The organism is Rhizobium changzhiense (assembly GCF_013087625.1).
Classification (GTDB): domain Bacteria; phylum Pseudomonadota; class Alphaproteobacteria; order Rhizobiales; family Rhizobiaceae; genus Rhizobium; species Rhizobium sophorae.
The window spans coordinates 259,823-278,528 of record NZ_JABFCQ010000001.1 but is presented as its reverse complement, the minus strand read 5'-3'; the positions used below and the strand labels follow the sequence as shown (position 1 = coordinate 278,528).

At 61.9% G+C, this 18,706-nt stretch carries 16 protein-coding genes; 6 read left to right on the top strand and 10 right to left on the bottom strand.

Going from position 1 to position 18,706, the window contains the following annotated elements:
- Window positions 1-56: 56 nt before the first annotated feature.
- From fabF to gmk, 4 genes are all read left to right on the top strand, one after another.
- Window positions 57-1,319 (top strand): beta-ketoacyl-ACP synthase II, encoded by a 1,263-nt coding sequence (gene fabF, locus G9X68_RS01380; RefSeq protein ID WP_018447415.1) that lies wholly within the window; start codon window positions 57-59, stop codon window positions 1,317-1,319.
- A gap of 182 nt (window positions 1,320-1,501) precedes the next feature.
- On the top strand, window positions 1,502-2,719 hold the full coding sequence (gene mltG, locus G9X68_RS01375; protein ID WP_171600974.1) for an endolytic transglycosylase MltG: 1,218 nt from the start codon (window positions 1,502-1,504) through the stop codon (window positions 2,717-2,719).
- Window positions 2,720-2,737: 18 nt separating this feature from the next.
- Window positions 2,738-3,625: a YicC/YloC family endoribonuclease gene (locus G9X68_RS01370; RefSeq protein ID WP_171600973.1), complete on the top strand. Its 888-nt coding sequence runs from the start codon at window positions 2,738-2,740 to the stop codon at window positions 3,623-3,625.
- 3 nt (window positions 3,626-3,628) lie between these two features.
- Window positions 3,629-4,291 carry a guanylate kinase gene (gmk, locus tag G9X68_RS01365; RefSeq protein ID WP_171600972.1) on the top strand — a complete coding sequence of 221 codons (663 nt, stop codon included), beginning with the start codon at window positions 3,629-3,631 and terminating at the stop codon, window positions 4,289-4,291.
- Between the two features lie 47 nt (window positions 4,292-4,338).
- Here gmk and rsmA read toward each other — a convergent pair whose 3' ends face one another.
- From rsmA to G9X68_RS01330, 7 genes are all read right to left on the bottom strand, one after another.
- Window positions 4,339-5,166, bottom strand: a complete 828-nt coding sequence (gene rsmA / locus G9X68_RS01360) for a 16S rRNA (adenine(1518)-N(6)/adenine(1519)-N(6))-dimethyltransferase RsmA (protein WP_171600971.1) — start codon at window positions 5,164-5,166, stop codon at window positions 4,339-4,341.
- A complete protein-coding gene (pdxA, locus tag G9X68_RS01355) occupies window positions 5,166-6,194 on the bottom strand; it encodes a 4-hydroxythreonine-4-phosphate dehydrogenase PdxA (RefSeq protein ID WP_171600970.1) in 1,029 nt (342 codons plus the stop codon). The genes rsmA and pdxA overlap by 1 nt, the downstream gene beginning before the upstream one ends.
- 6 nt (window positions 6,195-6,200) lie before the next feature.
- Complete coding sequence (locus tag G9X68_RS01350; protein WP_168309802.1) at window positions 6,201-7,145, bottom strand: SurA N-terminal domain-containing protein; 945 nt, start codon at window positions 7,143-7,145, stop codon at window positions 6,201-6,203.
- Between the two features lie 184 nt (window positions 7,146-7,329).
- Window positions 7,330-9,657, bottom strand: a complete 2,328-nt coding sequence (locus G9X68_RS01345) for an LPS assembly protein LptD (protein ID WP_171600969.1) — start codon at window positions 9,655-9,657, stop codon at window positions 7,330-7,332.
- Complete coding sequence (gene lptG, locus G9X68_RS01340) at window positions 9,657-10,745, bottom strand: LPS export ABC transporter permease LptG (RefSeq protein ID WP_171600968.1); 1,089 nt, start codon at window positions 10,743-10,745, stop codon at window positions 9,657-9,659. The genes G9X68_RS01345 and lptG overlap by 1 nt, the downstream gene beginning before the upstream one ends.
- A complete protein-coding gene (gene lptF / locus G9X68_RS01335) occupies window positions 10,742-11,923 on the bottom strand; it encodes an LPS export ABC transporter permease LptF (protein ID WP_171600967.1) in 1,182 nt (393 codons plus the stop codon). Before lptF ends, lptG begins: the two co-directional genes overlap by 4 nt.
- A 100-nt stretch (window positions 11,924-12,023) precedes the next feature.
- Window positions 12,024-12,797 carry a phosphatase PAP2 family protein gene (locus tag G9X68_RS01330; RefSeq protein WP_171600966.1) on the bottom strand — a complete coding sequence of 258 codons (774 nt, stop codon included), beginning with the start codon at window positions 12,795-12,797 and terminating at the stop codon, window positions 12,024-12,026.
- Between the two features lie 144 nt (window positions 12,798-12,941).
- On the opposite strand from G9X68_RS01330, the gene G9X68_RS01325 reads away from it, so the two are divergent.
- The gene (locus G9X68_RS01325) at window positions 12,942-14,432 is read left to right on the top strand and encodes a leucyl aminopeptidase (RefSeq protein WP_171600965.1); all 1,491 of its coding nucleotides are present in this window, start codon (window positions 12,942-12,944) and stop codon (window positions 14,430-14,432) included.
- Entirely contained in the window at window positions 14,432-14,881 is a 450-nt protein-coding gene (locus tag G9X68_RS01320) for a DNA polymerase III subunit chi (RefSeq protein WP_171600964.1), read from the top strand. Before G9X68_RS01325 ends, G9X68_RS01320 begins: the two co-directional genes overlap by 1 nt.
- Before the next feature lie 116 nt (window positions 14,882-14,997).
- Here the strand turns inward: G9X68_RS01320 and G9X68_RS01315 are convergent, their stop codons facing one another.
- From G9X68_RS01315 to G9X68_RS01305, 3 genes are all read right to left on the bottom strand, one after another.
- Window positions 14,998-15,501: a hypothetical protein gene (locus G9X68_RS01315; protein ID WP_168316265.1), complete on the bottom strand. Its 504-nt coding sequence runs from the start codon at window positions 15,499-15,501 to the stop codon at window positions 14,998-15,000.
- A 72-nt stretch (window positions 15,502-15,573) separates the two neighbouring features.
- Window positions 15,574-16,500, bottom strand: coding sequence for a Gfo/Idh/MocA family protein (locus tag G9X68_RS01310; RefSeq protein WP_171600963.1), 927 nt, complete (start codon window positions 16,498-16,500; stop codon window positions 15,574-15,576).
- A 98-nt stretch (window positions 16,501-16,598) separates the two neighbouring features.
- Window positions 16,599-18,641: a prolyl oligopeptidase family serine peptidase gene (locus G9X68_RS01305; RefSeq protein ID WP_171600962.1), complete on the bottom strand. Its 2,043-nt coding sequence runs from the start codon at window positions 18,639-18,641 to the stop codon at window positions 16,599-16,601.
- Window positions 18,642-18,706: the final 65 nt, after the last annotated feature.

Sequence of the window (18,706 nt, the reverse complement as noted above, 5' to 3'; positions counted from 1 at the left end):
CCTTTTCTTTTCGGCATATTTCTCCATAGAACATAAGAGACGGGGGAAAGCACGCGATGAGACGTGTCGTCATCACCGGTACCGGCATGGTATCACCCTTGGGATGCGGAACCGAGGTGACGTGGTCCCGGCTGCTTGCCGGTCAGAACGGCGCCCGCCTCGTCACCGAATTCGAGGTCGACGACCTTCCCGCCAAGATCGCCTGCCGCATTCCTATCGGTGACGGCACCGACGGCACCTTCAATGTCGATCAGTGGATGGAGCCGAAGGAGCAGCGCAAGGTCGATCCCTTCATCATCTACGGCATGGCCGCCGCCGACATGGCGCTTGCCGATGCCGGCTGGCATCCTGAAACCGATGAGGACCAGATCGCCACCGGCGTGCTGATCGGCTCCGGCATCGGCGGCATCGAAGGCATCGTCGAAGCGGGTTATACCCTGCGCGACAAAGGCCCGCGCCGCATCTCCCCCTTCTTCATTCCCGGTCGCCTGATCAACCTCGTCTCCGGCCAGGTCTCGATCCGCCACAAGCTGCGCGGACCCAATCATTCGGTCGTCACCGCCTGCTCGACGGGTGCGCATGCGATCGGCGATGCGGCGCGGCTGATTGCGCTGGGGGATGCTGACGTCATGGTCGCCGGCGGCACGGAATCCCCTGTCAGCCGCATTTCGCTTGCAGGATTTGCCGCCTGCAAGGCGCTGTCGACCCAGCACAACGACGATCCGCAGAAGGCGTCACGCCCCTATGACCGCGACCGCGACGGCTTCGTCATGGGCGAGGGCGCCGGCATCGTCGTGCTCGAGGAACTGGAACACGCCAAGGCGCGCGGCGCCAGGATTTACGCCGAAATCGTCGGCTATGGCCTGTCGGGCGACGCCTATCACATCACCGCGCCGTCCGAAGATGGCGAGGGCGCCGGCCGCTGCATGGCGATGGCGCTGAAGCGCGCCGGGCTGACGCCGGCCGATATCGATTACATCAATGCACACGGTACCTCGACCATGGCCGACACGATCGAACTCGGCGCCGTCGAGCGGCTGGTCGGCAATGCGGCGTCGAAGATCTCCATGTCCTCGACCAAGTCGGCGACAGGACACCTTCTCGGTGCTGCAGGCGCTATCGAGGCGATCTTCACCACGCTTGCCATTCGCGACAATATCGCGCCGCCGACGCTCAATCTCGACAATCCCGAACGGGAGACGGCGATCGATCTTGTTCCGCACAAGGCACGTGAACGAGAAATCAACGTGGCCCTGTCCAACTCATTCGGATTCGGCGGCACGAATGCATCGCTCGTACTGCGCCGTTACGCGCAATAAGAGTTCTGCAAGCGGTGTGACGGGTCTCCCTTGCACCGCAGACCGGCCGTCCTCTACGTTGCGTAAGCGGGCGTGCGAAAGCATAACGACCGTCAGCGGCTCGTTGAACGGCGGCAGAACCTGCTTTTGCCGCATTGCTTCGCGAAATAGCGAAGTGAGGGTCAAGTTTTAGAGGATTGCCGGTGAGCGATACGACGAACCAGAGCAACGATACCCAGGCGCAGAAGGGACCGATTATCCCGAAGTCGCCGAGCGAAGCCCTGCGTCCGGAGCGCGTTCCGGAGCCGCCGAAGCGGTCCAAGAAAGCCCGCGGCCAGGTCGTTCTTTTCCTGAACTTCATCATGACGATGGCGGTTCTGGTCTGCGTCGTCGCCGTCATCGGCTTCTACTACGCCACATCGACCTATCGGAACCCGGGTCCGCTGCAGACCAACACCAATTTCATCGTCCGCAACGGCGCTGGTCTGACCGAAATCGCCTCAAACCTCGAGCGCAACGCGATCATCAGCGATGCCCGCATCTTCCGCTATCTCACGGCAACGCATCTTTCTGCCGGTGAGAGCTTGAAGGCGGGTGAATACGAGATCAAGGCGAGGGCCTCCATGAGGGATATCATGGAGCTGCTGAAATCGGGCAAGTCCATTCTTTATTCCGTTTCCTTCCCCGAGGGGCTGACGGTCCGCCAGATGTTCGATCGTATGCTGCAGGATACCGTGCTGGAAGGCGATTTGCCGGCGGCACTGCCGACCGAGGGCAGTCTGCGTCCGGATACCTACAAATTCTCGCGCGGCACCAAACGCTCGGAGATCGTCGAACAGATGGCGGCTGCGCAGCAGAAGCTCGTCGATCAGATCTGGGACAAGCGCGACTCCTCGCTGCCGCTGCGATCCAAGGAGGAGTTCGTGACACTCGCCTCGATCGTCGAAAAGGAAACCGGTGTTCCCGACGAGCGTGCCCATGTCGCCTCCGTTTTCCTGAACCGGCTCGGCAAGGGCATGCGCCTGCAGTCCGACCCGACGATCATCTACGGCCTCTTCGGCGGCGAGGGCAAACCGGCTGACCGGCCGATCTACCAGTCGGACCTGAAGCGGGACACGCCTTACAATACCTATGTCATCAAGGGTCTGCCGCCGACGCCGATCGCCAATCCCGGCAAGGATGCGCTGGAAGCCGTCGCCAATCCCTGGAAGACGCAGGATCTCTATTTCGTCGCCGACGGTACCGGTGGCCATGTTTTCGCTGCGACGCTCGAGGAGCACAATGCCAACGTCAAGCGCTGGCGCAAGCTCGAAGCTGACAAGGGTTCGGACCCGAACATCGCAGTCGACGGCCAGCCGGAAGAGCAGCCGGCGGATAATGGCGCGACCGTAGCGCCGCCGAAGAAAAAGAAGATCAACTGAGACTTTCGGGAGGCTCGCATGGCTTTGCAGTCCATGACCGGTTTTGCGCGGCGCGAGGGAACGAGCGGCCGCTGGCGCTGGGCATGGGAACTGCGCTCGGTCAACGGCAAGGGCCTCGACCTGCGTCTGCGCCTACCGCCCGGCCTCGAGCGTATGGAGGCAGAGGTCCGGCGCCTTGCCGGTGAAAGCTTCAGCCGCGGCAACCTGCAGGCATCGCTATCCGTCACCGCCGACGAGAACCGTTTCGAGGCGGTGCTGAACAGGCAAGCGCTTGCCGCCGTGCTGGCCATGCGCGAGCAGCTGGACGGTGTCATCGATCCGGCGCCGCTGAAGCTCGATACGCTGCTTCTAGTGCGCGGCATCGTCGAATTCCGCGAAAGCGAGGATGGCGAGGAGGCGCTTGCTGCCCGTGACGCCGATATCGCCGCCGGCCTGCTGGCCGCGCTTGCCGATCTGAGAGCAATGCGCGAACAGGAAGGGTCGGCGCTGGCCCGCATTCTTCACGACCACGTCACGACGATCGAAGGCCTGACGCGGACGATCGAGGCCGATCCGTCGCGCTCGCCACAGGAGATCGCGGCCCGGCTTGCCGCGCAGGTCGCCTTGTTGATGGACGGCATGGCCGCGCTCGACCGCGAAAGGCTGCACGCCGAAGCCGCGCTGTTGGCGACCAAGGCGGATCTGCGCGAGGAAATCGATCGTCTGAAGGCTCATATCGCCGCAGCGCGTGATCTCCTGGTGAAAGGTGGCCCCGCCGGGCGCCGGCTGGACTTCCTTGCACAGGAATTTAACCGCGAATCGAATACCATCTGCTCGAAGTCGAATGCCTCGGCGGTCACCGCCGCCGGCATCGAGCTGAAAGTCGTGATCGACCAGTTCCGCGAGCAGGTCCAGAATTTGGAGTAAGACATGAAACCGGCGAACTCCTCGCCCGTGCAGATCGCCCGCCGCGGTCTGATGCTTGTCATCTCGTCGCCGTCCGGCGCCGGCAAGTCCACCATCGCGCGCACGCTGCTGGAGACCGACAGGCAAATCGGCCTTTCCGTCAGCGTCACCACGCGCCAGCGTCGCCCGAGCGAAGTCGAGGATGTGCATTACCACTTCAAGAGTGTGCGCGAGTTCGAGCGGCTGCGCGATAGCGACGCGCTGCTCGAATGGGCCGAGGTGCATGGCAATTTCTACGGCACGCCGCGCGAGCCGGTCGAGCAGGCCATGGCCGAAGGCCGCGACATGCTCTTCGACATCGATTGGCAGGGCGCCCAGCAATTGCAGGAGAAGATGTCGGCCGACGTCGTCTCGATCTTCGTGCTGCCGCCGACCATGACCGAGCTTCAGTCGCGGCTGCACCGCCGTGCCGAGGATTCCGAAGAGGTCATCCAGACGCGCCTCGCCAACAGCCGCGCCGAGATCGCCCACTGGCGCGAATACGACTATGTCATCGTCAATGACGATCTCAACGCCGCCCTCGACGCCGTCCAGTCGATCGTCAAGGCCGAGCGCCTGCGCCGCGACCGCCGCCATGGCATGTTCGACTTCGTCCGCGAGTTGCTGGAAGAGACGCCGTCGCTTTAAATTAGCGCATGTCCTGGGAAAGCCGCTTCAGACGTTGCTGGAGTTGCCTACAGGCTGTTTGCGAGAAGGCAGAATTCCTCGACGGACAGGGTCTCCGCTCGCCGCGCCGGATCGATCCCAGCCTTGAGGAGCAGGCTCTCGCCGCCGAGCGGCTTCAGGCTCTGGCGCAGCATCTTGCGACGCTGGCCGAAGGCCGCCTGTGTCACCTTTTCCAGATTGCCGACAGCGCAGGGGATGGGATTTTCGCGCGGCGTCAGCTGCACGACCGTCGAGGTTACCTTCGGCGGCGGCGTGAAGGCTTGCGGCGGCACGTCGAAGGCCATGCGTGCTTCCGTCCGCCAGCCGCAGAGCACGCCGAGACGGCCGTAATGGTCGTCGTCTTCGTTGGCGACGATACGCTCACCGACCTCCTTCTGAAACATCAGCGTCAGCGACTGCCAGAAGGGTGGCCAGGCTTTCGGCAACAGCCAGTTGACCAATAGCTGCGTGCCGACATTGTAGGGCAGGTTGGCAATGATCTTGACCGGGCCTTCCGGCGCCAGCGCCTCGAAATCCGTCTTCAGCGCATCGCCTTCGATCACCTCCAGCCGGCCGGGATAGTGATCGGCAATTTCGGCGAGCGCCGGCAGGCAGCGGGCATCGCGCTCGATGGCGATAACTTTCCTGGCGCCGAGTGCCAGGATCGCGCGCGTCAACCCGCCGGGGCCGGGGCCGACCTCGAAGATGGTCGCATCTTCGAGCGCTCCCGCCGTGCGGGCGATCTTCTGCGTGAGGTTGAGGTCGAGCAGGAAGTTCTGCCCGAGCGCCTTGCGTGCATCGAGGCCGTGACGCTGGATGACGTCGCGAAGCGGCGGCAGGCCATCGAGTGCTGCCATCAGCGGCGGCTTTCCGCGCTGCGGCCGAGCTGGGCGGCGAGCTTCAGCGCCGCAACGAGGCTGTGCTCGCGCACCAATCCCTTGCCGGCAATGCCGAAAGCGGTGCCGTGATCCGGCGAGGTGCGCACGAAGGGAAGACCGAGCGTCACGTTGACGCTGTCGTCGAAACCAAGTGCTTTGGCCGGGATCAGCGCCTGATCGTGATACATGCAGACGGCGACGTCGTATCGCGCCCGCGCCTCGTCATGGAACATCGTATCGGCGGGCAGGGGGCCGATCGCATCGATGCCCTCGTCGCGCAGGCGCTCGATCGCCGGACGGATGACGTCCTCGTCCTCCGTACCGATCGCCCCGCCTTCGCCCGCATGCGGGTTGAGGCCGGCAACGGCGAGCCGCGGCGCCTCGATGCCGAAGCGCTGCCTCAGATCTTCATGGGCGATCCGGCAGGTTTCCGTGATCAGGTCGCCCGTCAGCGCCTGCGGCACGTCGCGGACCGGAATATGGATGGTGACGGGAATGGCCCGGAGCTTCGGTCCAGACAGCATCATCACCGGTGTCACCGGCCGGCCGGTCGCCCTGGCGGCGAGATCGGCGAGAAATTCGGTGTGGCCGGGAAACCGGAAACCCGCCTCGTAAAGCACTGCCTTGGCGATCGGATTGGTAACGACTGCGAGCGCCTCGCCGTCAATGACAAGCGACACGGCTTTCTCGATCGACGCGATCGTGCCTTTCGCCGTTGCCGCATGCGGTTCGCCGGCCACGACCTCGATACCGGCCGGTATGGTCATGACGGGCAGCGCATCGGCAAACATGCCGGCGGCCCTGCCGGCTTCATCGGTCTCGCGGATCGAAACCGCCAGATTGAGCTGGCGGGCTCTCAACGCCAGAACATCGGGGTCGCCGATCAGGAAGAAAGGCGGCAGTCCGAGTTCACGCCGCCGGAGCCAGGCCATCAGAGTAATATCCGGCCCGATGCCGGCGGGGTCGCCCTGGCTCAGCGCAAGCGGTCGCGAAAACGGTATCGCCATTGTCGGTCAGCGATAGGCGATCTGCGCCTTTTTGCGCAGTTCATCCAGGTATTTCTTGCTGTTTTCGTTTTCCGGGCTGGCATCCTTGCCGGCCTTGGACTTGTCGAGATCTTCCTGGCGGAAGACCATTTCGGCGGCCTGGTCGTCGGAGACCTGCCGCTGGCTGCAGATCGCCAGATATTCGACGCCCTTGTCGGTGACGCGGGTCCCTGTCGTGTTGCCCTTGGCCTGCTCGACCAGCGGCTTCCAATCCGGCGGGATCTCGGGGGCGAGCATGCGGCCGAGATCGCGCACGGAAACGTCGCGCATCGTCGCCGCAAACACCTTTGCCTGATCGCAACCCGGAAATTTGGAGCGCGACGCCTCGGCCTCGCCCTTGCGCTTGCCGGTGATGGCGCCTCGCTTGGCTTGCGGAATGACGAAGATGATCTGCTGCAGCATATATTCCGTCGTCACCGGCTTCTGCTTGTTGTTCTGCATCATGCGCGAGACGAGATCATAGTTCGACAGCCGCGAGGTCGAGCCGTAGCGGGCGTTGACGACGCGCGGCCAGCTCATCTGCACGGCGATGAAACCCTTGAAATGATCGACGCCGACGCCGGCGCGATCGAGGATCTGCGACATCTGCTCGGGGGAAAGCTTGTTGCCGCTCGAAAAGCGCGCGAAAGACGCATCGACGTCCTGCTGCGAAACCGACATACGCACGCGGGCGACTTCCTGCCGCTTGAGCGTCTCGTCGATCAATTGCTCCTGAGCGGTCTTGGCATCGGCCTTCGTATGCTGCAGGCGCAGGAAGGCCTGGCGCTTGGCGACATCGCCGCTGGTGATGGCGGTGCCGTTCACCACGGCCTTGACTTCACTGGCCGCAAGCGCTGGACCGGCAAGGCCCGTCAGCAATGCAAGCGCTGCCCCGGCGAGGAACTTGGTTATGGCTTTTTTCGCGTCAATCATCTGTTGACCTCCCGATAGCGCCGCGAGACGTTGTTCGCGGCGTTCTTACCACAGTGCGAGACACGCTGAAATCGCTTCCATCACGGCGCGAAACCCCTATGCCTCAGATACCGACTGGCGGCAATGTCCTGCACAGGCTTACGGCGAAAGAATGGCTTCAGGCCATGTTTGCGCTGATCGCCCGTCATTCGAGAGTGTCGGTACCGATCTTGATGTCGCCGAGCGTGCGGAAGGTCAGCCGTGCGCCGATCGTCCAGTCGCTTCCCGACTCGTCGTCGGAATCTCTGCTGTCCGTATAGGCGATCGTGAAGATCGTGCATTCGTCGTCATAAGAGAGACCGATCGTCCGCCGGCTGATCACATCATTGTTCAGATCCCAGGCAATGCCACCGAAAATCGACCAGTAATCCTTGAACTTGACGCTGCTGTTGGTCTGGATCTCGTCATTGTCCTCGGCGAAGCCATATGCCGGCTGGGCGCTGAGATGAGTGTAGGTCAACTGCGTCGAGAAGGTGTCGTTCTGGTAGGCCGTCGTCAGATCGCCGCGGCGGAATTCGAAATCTTTTTCGTCGAGCCGGTAGGAGGCAGCGACGGAAACGCCGTACGGTGTTTCGATGCCGCCAAGGCCGACATAATCGGAGCGGTCGGTTTCAAGGCCCGAATCCGCGCCGACATTGACGAGGTCATCGGTCGCAAACGAGTTCTGGCCGGCGATCTGATAGGATTGGCCGAAGATGCCGTGCAGCTTGTAACCGCTGTCGAATGTACCGGTATACTGAACGCCGACATTGGCGCGGGTACCGCCTTCCACCCGGTCGTAACCCGAGAACTTGTCGCGGTCGAACAGCGAGGTGGCGTCGAAAACGAAGCTTTGCGCATCCTCGTTCGGCAGGCGGCCTGCCAGCTGCTCGTCGGGGCGGGCATAGATTTGTGCGATCGGCTCGAGGATATGGGTGCTGTTATCCGTCGTCATCAAGATCGGATAACGCATCTCCAGCCCGGCCGTGAACATCGAGCGGGTGGCGGAATTGCCGTCGATATAGTTGCCGGTGTAGCCGGTCGGATCATCCATGTTCAGCGCGAAGGCATCGCCGCGCGCGGCCAGAAGCGGCGTAATCACCAGGCCGGTCGGCGTGACGTAGGTGCGCTTCCATTGCAGCTCGGCAGTCAGCCGCGAAGTCTGGCCTTTCAGGCCACGGAAACGGTCGAAGCCGTCGACGGTATAGAAGTCATCATGTGTGCGCGAAATATTCGTCAGGTTGACATCCGCCGAAAGCTCGCCGCCGGCAAGCGGCTGCGGCGCCACATAGTGATAGTCGAGCGACGGATAGACGATCGCCTGCTGCTTTTCAGCGGTATTCGTCCGATCGGCATCCTGGACGTCGAAATAGAACGCCCGCATGTCGAAATAATTGCGTTTCCCGAGCCCTGTCAGGTAGATCTGGTTGGTACGATCCGTACCGGTCAGGCCCCGCAGCTTGTACGTTTTCGAGAAATTGTTGTCGCTCTGCATCATGACGTCCCAGCCGAACGTCCAGCGCGGATTGATGCGGAATTCGGCCTTCGATGCCACCATGCCACGCTGGCCGGCTTCGGCATCGCTGGTGCCTGAGCTGAAGTTGCCCGGCTTTGCCTGGTCGATGCCGGCGACGCGCAGAATATGCGTGCCATTTTCGAATCGTTGGCGAAATTCGCCTTCGATGAGGAAGCCCTGGGCGGTGTAGCCCGTGGCGGTAACCGTCGCGTCCATGCTCGGCGAGATCACATAGTAATAAGGAACGGAAAGACCGAAGCCGAGATTCTGCGACAGGCTCATCGTCGGAAACAGAAAGCCGGACTTGCGTTTCACCGTATTGTCGGGAACTTCGATGAACGGCAGGAAGGCAATCGGATGGCCGAGCAGCTCGAAGCGCGCTCTCTCCAGACGGATCGTATGCGTCTCGCCGTTCTGGATCACCCGCTGGGCCTTGACCTGCCAGAAGGGGGCGCGCTTCGGATCTTCGGCGCAGGGAAGGCAGGCCGTATAGACGCCCTTGTTGAGAATCATCAACGTGCCGCCGACGCGCTCGCCGCTTTCGGCAACGATACGCGTGTTGTCGGCGGTCTCGATGCGCAGCGAGTTCAGGAACCCGTCGGCAAAATTGTCGGTCACGTCAAGGTTATCGGCATAGATACGATTGCCGTCGGGGCTGACGAGCTCGACATTGCCGAGCGCCATCATCCGGCCGGTCTTCTGATTGTACTCGACCTTCTGCGCGACCATTTTATAGCCGCCATAGTTGATCTGCACGCCGCCGACCGCCGACACCAGGTCGGCGTCACGGTTATAGACGAGTTCATTGGCCGAAAGCAGGAGCTTGGCCCCTTCGGGAATATTCTTCTCTATATTTTGTTCGGGCGCGCTGGCCTGGCCGAAAGAGGCCGGGGCGCTGCCGAAATAGGAACATAAAGCCGCACCGACAAGCAGGGCAACCAGCTGTTTACTAAAATACTTGCGGTCGCCTGCCGCCACTAGCCGTCCTCCTGATGAAGCAGAATAGTCGCACCCAAGGCCAGCGCGACGACCACCGGTATCCACGTCGCCACGAAGGGAGGCACGACTCCACTGCTTCCGAATGCCTTTACAAGCACGGTGATGACATAAAGCATGAAGCCCGAAAGGATGCCACCCAGAATCACGGAGCGGGATTGGTTGAACCGGCTAAATTTTAGGGACACTGTTGCGGCTATGAAAGTCATGGCCACCAGCAGCAATGGCTGGGACAACAGGGAGTTGAATTGCGTCTCAAGCGCCTTGGTCGAGATGCCGAAGGATTTGGCCGCCGCAATACGGTTAGAAAGGTCAAAGAAACCAATTGTTTCCGGCGCTGTCAGCCGCTCCTGGACGAAGTCCTGTTTCAGATTGGTGCGAAGTTGAACCGAAGCTTTACGCACGGGGATTTCGCCAGGCTTGCGCTCGACAACGGTGTTAAGTTGCCAGTAACCATCTTCCAATTTTGCCGTGGCGGCGTCCTGTCTCAGAATGACCTGACCGCGTGAATCGAAATGGATCAGCACCGCGTCGATCAGCTTGGTTCCGTTCTCCTGAACCGTCTGGGCGCCGATGATGACATCGTCCCGGCCGCTGATCTGGCGCAGCCACGGGATCTGCGGCGCCTTGCGCAGAACCGCGTTCTCGCCGCGCCAGTCGGATTCGACCAACAGCGCCTGGCGCTGTCCCCAGGCGGCAAGCGGGTTGAGTGCCGTCATCGTCAGCAGGCCGAGCAGCAGCGAGCCGGCGATGAAGGGGAACATGAACTGCCAGACCGAAATACCGGCGGCGCGCGTCACGACGAGTTCATATTTGCGGTTGAGCCCGATCAGCACCGTCATGCCGACGAACAGCGCGATGAAGGGTACTGTTTGCTGCAGGATGAGCGGCAGGCGCACGGCGGTCATCAGGATGCCGCCGCCGATCGTGTAGCCGGGAAGGCCGGACATGCGGCCGGCCGTCTCGCTGAAATCGAGGAGGAAAGAAATCGCCGAGACGCCGATCAGGAACCAGCCCATCGTCACCAGGTAGCGGCGAAAGAAATAACGCGACAATGTCCCGAACATCATTGGGCAGCGCCCCCGCCGGTCCGGCCGGTTGCGGCAAGCAGCCTTTCCTGCATCCGTCTCCAGAACGACGAAATCCGGTCGCGGATGAACGAAGGCATGACCAGTCGTTTGTGCAGGCCGAGGAAGACGATCGAGACGATGCTGCTGACGATCGGGATGGCGTAGAGGACGGCGATATATTCAGGGTCGGTGTCGATCTGATTGGCCGCGTAGAAGGCGGCCCATCGCATCGCGAAGGCATAGGCGAGAGCGCTCACCATCGGATGCAGCCGCGCTTCGCGGTGCGAGCGCGCATCGCCGGCGATCGCCAGTGAAAACAGCGCAAAAACGACAGGCAGGATCCAGTCGGTCAGCCGCCGATGGAGTTCGGCGCGATAGCTTTGCGGCCGGATCGTATAGTCCTTGTCGGTGGGATCCGGATTGAACAGGAACCACAGGTCACGGTCGCTGGCGCGCAGCGTCGCCTGACCGCGATTCTCCGTCATGTCCGAGAGGTCGAAGGAATAGGAATCGAAATTGATGACCGAGACGTTGCCATCGGGCGTTTTGCGATGCACTTCGCCTTCATGCATGATCAGCGTCGTGCCCGTGTCGTCGACGGCGCCTTCCTTCGCATAATAGATCAGTTCGTAGGCCGGGTCGCGCTCGTCGGCGACAAAAAGCCCTTTCAGCATGCGGCCCGCCATCCGCTGCGAGATCTGCACATAGAGGCCTTCATCGAGCTTGCGGAAGGTCTTTTCTTCGATCACCGAAGAGAGGAGGTCAGCATAGGTCTCGGCGATCATCTGGCGCACGACGGTCTTTGCGCGCGGCTCGACGACGTTGTCGACGAAGAAGGAAAAGACGCTGATGACAGCGGCGAGCAGCAGGATCGGGCGGATCAGCACGCTGCGCCGCGCCCCGGCCGCGTCGATGACGGTGAGCTCGGAATCATTGTTCATCGTCGTCAGCGTCTGGGTGATCGCGATAACGAGGGCGAAGGGCAGCACGACAGGAATGATCGACGGCAGAATCATCGTCGCCAGCTTGGCGAACGAGCCGATCGACTGGCCGCTGTCGGTGACCAGATTGATGCGCTGCAGAACCTGAGTCGTCCAAATGATCGCCAGAACGGGCAGGAGCGCCACGAGAAACATCTGGCCGACGCGCCGCAATATGTATGTTTCGAGTAGTTTCATGCCTGCCCTTGAAAGCACCTGCACGCCCAAACGGCTTTGCAGGAGAATCCCTCTACGCTCTTTGTCGCGCTTTTGCGACAAGCTGGTGTCAAAAATTCATTCAAATTTCAGAATTTTTTTGGTGCTGTTGCGACTCAGTTAACGCCAGCAATGCGGCGAAGACGACAAGCGAGGAAAGCCATCCAAGAACGACGTCGGAAAGGTAGTGTGCGCCGAAGGATAGCCGCATCGCCGGGGTGAGGATCGAGATCGCGGCCACGGGCGGCGCCAGCGCATAACGCAGGGATTTCGGAACGAAGAGCAGAAGGCAGAGGAGCCAGCCGGCACTCGCCGCCTCGCCGGAGACGAACGAGCAGTTCGAAACGCATTTTCCGGCAAGCGAACCGGCCTCGACGAAATGCAGCGCACCGCCGAAAATGTCCGTCTGTATCGGTCGCGGCCGGCCCCAATGTTCCTTCAGGACGACATTGACGAGCAGCACCGGCCCGATCAGCAGCGTTCCGAGCGCGACTTTGAGCTTTTGCGCCCGCGCGGCGTTGAAGGTCGCGCCATGCTGCTGGTAGCATTCGACGAGTTTCCACACCATCACGATCGCCACCACATAGGGCAGGCGGAAGAAGACGGTGCGCAGCAGGTCGAAGGTCGCAACGTCGCGATAGGGAAAGCCGCCGCAGATGCTCCCGGCAGCAGCAGTCGCGTCGCAATCTGCGCCCACGAAAAAAAGCTGGGAAAAATAGATGTCTATTCCGGGAAAGGCGCGGAAGACGGCAAGCAGCGCCCACCACATCCAAAACAGCAGCATGAATGCGCCGAAAGTCGTTTTCGGCAGGCGGATTGCCCGACCCCGACATCGATTTTTCGAAAAAACTGTCAACGCGAATATCTACGAAACTGACGAAAACATGAGAGCCCTGATGGCTGCGGGCGACCATAACAATTGTCGCAAGCCATTGACAGACCCGCCAAACGCGAAATTATCCGCGAGGGACGGATTTCAAAGAATCCCAGCGGAGAAGACATGTCAGTAAGGTTGGAAATTTCATTCTCGAAGTCGGCAAAGCTCAATGGCGGCCTGGCGATCCTGTTGAAAACTGCGGAGGCCGACAGCGCTGCCGGCGCTGAAACAGTCGACCCGGCAGGTGTGATCGCCAAGGCTGCGAGGATCGCCCGATTCTCCGCAAAATCCATGAGCGGGCTCGATATTGTTGCCCCCGAAGGCGCGCCCGTCGAGCGCATCGTCGTCATTGGGCTCGGCAAGGCCGCCGAACTCACCGCCCATGACTGGCTGAAGGCCGGCGGCGCTGCGGCCTCGAAAATCAAGAACACCGACAAGGCCGCTGTCTTCATCGACGTGCCTGGCCTCGAGACCAGCGCGCGGGCAGCCGCCGATTTTGCGCTGGGCATGCTGCTGCGCGCCTATAGCTTCGATACCTACAAGACGAAGAAGAGCGACGAGGAAGAAAAACCGGTGAAGTCCGTCAAGGTGACGATCGTCACCGCCGATCCGAGTGGAGCCAAGAAGGCGTTTTCCGATTCCGAAGCGATTGCCGGCGGCGTCAATCTTGCCCGTGACCTCGTCAACGAACCGCCGAACGTGCTCGGTCCCGTCGAGTTCGCCGCCAAGGCGAAGGAGCTGGAAAAGCTCGGCGTCGAAGTGGAAATCCTGACCGAAAAGGAGATGCGCCGTCTTGGCATGGGCGCCCTTCTGGGCGTCGCCCAGGGCTCCGTGCGTCCGCCGCGCCTGGCGGTCATGCTGTGGAAGGGCGGCAAGGGCAAGGATCGCCCCGTCGCCTTCATCGGCAAGGGTGTCGTCTTCGATACCGGCGGCATTTCGATCAAGCCGGCCGCCGGCATGGAAGACATGAAGGGCGATATGGGCGGTGCGGCAGCCGTCACTGGCCTCATGCATGTGCTCGCCTCCCGCAAGGCCGCCGTCAACGCCGTCGGCATCATCGGCCTGGTCGAGAACATGCCTGACGGTAACGCCCAGCGTCCTGGTGATATCGTCACCTCGATGTCCGGCCAGACGATCGAGGTGATCAACACCGATGCCGAAGGCCGCCTCGTGCTCTGCGATGCGCTCTGGTACTGCAACGACCGCTTCAAGCCGCAGTTCATGATCAATCTTGCCACGCTGACCGGGGCGATCGTCGTGGCGCTCGGCAATGTGCATGCCGGCCTGTTCTCCAATGACGACCAGCTTTCCGCCCAACTGACGGCAGCCGGTCTTTCGAGCAACGAAAAACTCTGGCGCATGCCGCTCGGCAGGGATTACGACAAGCTGATCGACAGCAAGTTCGCCGATATGAAGAACACCGGCGGCCGACAGGCCGGCTCGATCACGGCCGCGCATTTCCTCAAGCGCTTCGTGCAGGACACGCCTTGGGCGCATCTCGATATTGCCGGCACGGCGATGGGCTCGCCGCAGGACGAGATCAATCAATCCTGGGGTTCCGGCTTCGGCGTGCGCCTGCTCGACGAGCTCGTTCGCGCCCATTATGAATCCTGATGACGGACGTTCTCTTCTATCATCTGACCGAATCCAGGCTGGAGGACGCGCTTCCGCCGCTCATCGACAAAAGCGTCGAGCGCGGCTGGCGCGTTGCCGTCCAGACGCGCGAGCCGGCGCGGCGTGATGCTCTCGATCAGCATCTTTGGACTTTCCGCGAGGAGAGCTTCCTGCCGCACGGCACCGACGAGGCGGATTTCGCCGAAAGCCAGCCGGTGCTTTTGACGGTGACGCCGGACAATGCCAATGCGGCGACCGTGCGTTTCATCGTCGACGGCGCCGAGCCGCCGCCGGCCGATGCCTATGAGCGCATCGTCTTCATGTTCGACGGTCACGACCAGGAGCAACTGGAAGCCGCCCGTGCGCAATGGAAGAAGCTGAAAGGCGAGGGGCATAACCTCACCTATTGGCAGCAGACACCGGAAGGGCGGTGGGAGAAGAAGGCCTGAGCGTTTCGCCACGACGCCACAGCGCCGCGCGTCTTTCAGACATGCAAAGGACGCTGTAACACTTTGAATTGCTGTATGAAGCCGTCCAACTTCGCTCTCCCGGCGAGCGAATACCGCTACCGTTTCGAACCTTTGTCCTCGTCGAGGTTCGTCAGGATATTGAGGGGCACGATCCCGCCAGCACTTTCCGACGCGTCGAGCGCCTCGACTGCCAAAACCTGCTTTCCATTCGGACTGACAAAAGCGAATGCCCACGCCTTGTCGGCAAAGGTGCTGACCGGCATTTCCGCCCAGCCGGCTTGATGGACAAGGCGTTCGGCATAATAAGTCTTGATGGTCTGCGGCTCGGTGGTGCTGGCGAGATTGCGCGACAGGATACGCATGGACTTCTCTCCGAACCGCCCTTCCAGTTGGCCCAGCACCTTGCTGGTGGCCTGCCAATCCTGGGCCTGGGTCGCCGATCCGAAGGAATATTCCTCGGATCGGGAAACGCCCGGTGCATCAGGCGGCATGACGACCTCTTCGCCCCAACATGCTGCAAGGCTGAGAAGCGGCACCACAAGAATGCCAATCTTCAACACGCGGAAAAATCGGCCCTTGCGGCCAATTCTGTTGCTCATGAGCGGCTGCCCCCGAACACTATTGCCATAGGCCGGCAAATCTTGCCGGTTTCCATGACGTTATTGCGACGCTCAGTCGTGGAAGGCGTCGACGAATTTGCGCTTGCCGAGCATGAAGGCATCGGCGACGTGGCGCAGCGGCGCGAGGTCGACATCCGATTTGCCGGCCTTGATGATTTCGGCGAAGCGACGGTAGAGCGAAGGATATTCCTGCTCCGGCTCGGCGAATCTGAGCGCGCCGTCGATCAAAAGCTTGGCGCCGCCCTCGGCGAGCACCATCTGGCCGGCTGCCGTCTCCGCGACGATGTCCCAGCTCTGCTTGCCGGTTTGGCGCCAGTCGAATTCGGCGTGAACCGGCAGGCCGTCCGCATTGCGGAAGCGAATGTCGGCGGCGATCGGCGCGTCGCGGTTGTCGGGAAATTCGAGCACGGCCTCGGTGATGAAGATCGGCCGCGGCAGGATATGGGTGACGATCGACAGCGCGTTGATGCCGGGATCGAAAACGCCGAGGCCGCCAGCCTGCCAGATCCATTCCTGGTTCGGATGCCAATGGCGGACATCCTCCTTCCAGATCACATGCACGCTTTCAATCGTCGTCGAGGCAAGAAACGCCTTGGCAGCCTCGACGCCCGGTGCATAGCGCGAATGCCAGCTGGCAAAGAGCGACGCACCCTGCTTGTTTGCCAGCGCTTCAAGGTCGGCCACTTCGCTGAGCGTCGCGCCGGGCGGCTTTTCCAGGAAGACGTGCTTGCCGGCGACGAGCGCCTTATAGGCCGCCTCGTAGCGATATTGCGGCGGCATGCAGAGCGAAACGGCATCGATCGAGGGCTCGGCGTCGAGCATCGCTTCGATCGTCGTATAACTCTTGACGCCTTCGACCGTGCCGTGGCGGCTTGCCGTGGCGACGAGTTCGAAATCCGGGTTCTTGGCGATGGAGGGAAGGTGCTGGTCGCGGACGATCTTGCCGACGCCGACGATGGCGAGATTGATAGGAGACATGGTGTTTCGCTCGAGCCTGTATGAAAAGTATGATTATTGACGCGTTTGTATCAGAAAGAGGCGTGCCGACAAGCTCTCCTCCTCCATTCTATGGCATCCTATCGCATGATGGTTTGGCGAAGGAAGCTGTAACCCATCGCCGCGCGGGCGGCGCGCTCTTCGGAATTACCGTCGCCGCCATGCCCGCCGGAGCCGAATTCATGGAAGAGCGGCCGGTGTCCTTCTTCCTCCAGCCGCGCGGCAAAGCGGCGCGCATGCGAGGGATGCACGCGGTCGTCATTGGCGGAGCTTTCGACATAGATCGGCGGATAGCTGACCTCGGTCGCCGGCCTGACATTGTGAAGCGGCGAATAGCCGAGCATAAAATCCCGGTCCACCGGCGTCTCCGGATCGCCGTATTCGTCCATCCAGGCTTGCCCTGCGCTGAACAGGTGGAAACGGGTCATGTCAAGGACCGGCACCTGGCACCAGACGGCGCCGAAATCGTCGGGATAGCGCGTCAGCATCACGCCGGTCAGCAGACCGCCATTGCTGCCGCCCTGGCAGGCGATCCGCGACGGCACTGTATAGCCGCGGGCGACGAGATCGCGAGCGATGGCGACGAAATCGGCAAAGGCCCGGTCTCGCCCCTGCCGCTTGGCACTGCGATACCAGTCAGGCCCGAATTCGCCGCCGCCGCGAATATAAGCCTGCACATAGGCGCCGCCTTGTTCCAGCCAGCGTCCTGTCACGCCGGAATAGTTTGGCGACAACGGGACATCGAAGCCGCCATAGCCGTAAAGCAATACCGGCAGCGCGCCCTTGGTCCACTGCTTCGGCAGGACGAGCCGATAGGTAACCCTCGTTCCGTCCTCGGAAACAGCCTCCAGCAGTTCGGATGACATATCGGTCGCATCGAAATAGCTCGGCGCCGCGGCGACGAAAATCGGCTCGGCCAGCTTGCTGCGATCCGACAGCGCGAGACGGTAACAGACGGGCGGCTGCAGGAAGCCCTGGCCGACGATGTGGAGCGTGTCGTCGCCAAGATGCAGATCTGCATGAAGCGGCCTGAAGTGAACCGTCTGCATATCCGCCGGCAGTGCGATCTCGCGCTGTTCGGCATCGGGCCTTGTCAGGTCCAGCACCATGAGACGCGGACGCAGCCGATCGGAGATGATGAAGACGCACCACTCCTGCATCAGCATCATCTGCGCGATGGACTGGCCCTCGGCAGGCTGAAACAGGATCCGCTCCGGCCCGAGCAGGGCCGTCTCCGAGGCGGGATCGAAGCGTTGTAGCACGAGGCTGCCGGTCGCAACGCGCTCATCGGTCTTTGCCCGCCAAAGGCAATGATCATGATTGAACTGGAAATCGGCTTCCTTAGGCAGATCGATGCGCCGCTGTGTGCCATTGTTGGCGATCAGGAAAGCGCTCGCGACGCCGATCTCGTGGGCGGCGACGAAAATATCGATCAAACCGCGATCCGCCGAAGCGCCTGATAGGGCAGGGTCGATGACGAGATTGAAGCCGTAGACGTCCTCGTCTGCAGCTTCGAACATGACGGCGGCATCTTCCGGTCGCTGCCCGCGCTTCAATCGCCGTCCGACGCGCGGCCATCCGGAGCGGGTCGCCGAAAATCTGTCGATGGAACCGAAATAGCAGATTTCGTCACGGCTCAGCCAGGTGGCATGCGATCGTGCGGCCGGTGTATCGAAGCCGCCCTCGACGACCTGTTTTCGCTCCGCGTCGAATTCGAGCAGCCGGAGAAGGTCGGAGCCGCCGTCCGAAAGCGTGAGCAGCACCCGCGTCGGCTCCCATGGGCAGGTGACGGCGCCGCGCCAATTCCAGCGCTTGCCTTCGCTGACGCAGAAGGCGTCGAGATCGAAGACCGGCTCCCAGGCGGCGTCCGGCAGCGGCTCCTGATCTGCCGGCAGGCGCAGCCAGATGCCAAGGGGATTGTCCTTGCTCTGGCGGAAATCGAACAGCCACTCGCCTCGGCGCATCGGAACGATCAGCCTGTCCTGCCGCTCGATCAGCGCCTTGATCGCGTCGCGATCCCTCTCGAATTCAGGTGTTCTCAGTGCCGCGTCGGAAACCCGGTTGTGCTCGTCGATGAACTGGCGGGTGCGCGGATCGTCGTCCGTTTCGAGATGAAGGTTCATATCCGACCTGCCGGCTTCCGTTGACGTCGGACAGATCTAGGCAGCCGGTCCCGATTTGGCAACCC

Excerpts from the sequence above, each read along its gene's own strand:
- lptF (WP_171600967.1), bottom strand. The coding sequence starts at position 11,923 with ATGAAACTACTCGAAACATACATATTGCGGCGCGTCGGCCAGATGTTT.
- G9X68_RS01305 (WP_171600962.1), bottom strand. The coding sequence starts at position 18,641 with ATGAACCTTCATCTCGAAACGGACGACGATCCGCGCACCCGCCAGTTC.
- gmk (WP_171600972.1), top strand. The coding sequence starts at position 3,629 with ATGAAACCGGCGAACTCCTCGCCCGTGCAGATCGCCCGCCGCGGTCTG.
- fabF (WP_018447415.1), top strand. The coding sequence starts at position 57 with ATGAGACGTGTCGTCATCACCGGTACCGGCATGGTATCACCCTTGGGA.
- lptG (WP_171600968.1), bottom strand. The coding sequence starts at position 10,745 with ATGATGTTCGGGACATTGTCGCGTTATTTCTTTCGCCGCTACCTGGTG.
- G9X68_RS01320 (WP_171600964.1), top strand. The coding sequence starts at position 14,432 with ATGACGGACGTTCTCTTCTATCATCTGACCGAATCCAGGCTGGAGGAC.
- rsmA (WP_171600971.1), bottom strand. The coding sequence starts at position 5,166 with ATGGCAGCACTCGATGGCCTGCCGCCGCTTCGCGACGTCATCCAGCGT.
- G9X68_RS01350 (WP_168309802.1), bottom strand. The coding sequence starts at position 7,145 with ATGATTGACGCGAAAAAAGCCATAACCAAGTTCCTCGCCGGGGCAGCG.
- G9X68_RS01315 (WP_168316265.1), bottom strand. The coding sequence starts at position 15,501 with ATGAGCAACAGAATTGGCCGCAAGGGCCGATTTTTCCGCGTGTTGAAG.
- G9X68_RS01325 (WP_171600965.1), top strand. The coding sequence starts at position 12,942 with ATGTCAGTAAGGTTGGAAATTTCATTCTCGAAGTCGGCAAAGCTCAAT.
- G9X68_RS01310 (WP_171600963.1), bottom strand. The coding sequence starts at position 16,500 with ATGTCTCCTATCAATCTCGCCATCGTCGGCGTCGGCAAGATCGTCCGC.
- pdxA (WP_171600970.1), bottom strand. The coding sequence starts at position 6,194 with ATGGCGATACCGTTTTCGCGACCGCTTGCGCTGAGCCAGGGCGACCCC.
- G9X68_RS01370 (WP_171600973.1), top strand. The coding sequence starts at position 2,738 with ATGGCTTTGCAGTCCATGACCGGTTTTGCGCGGCGCGAGGGAACGAGC.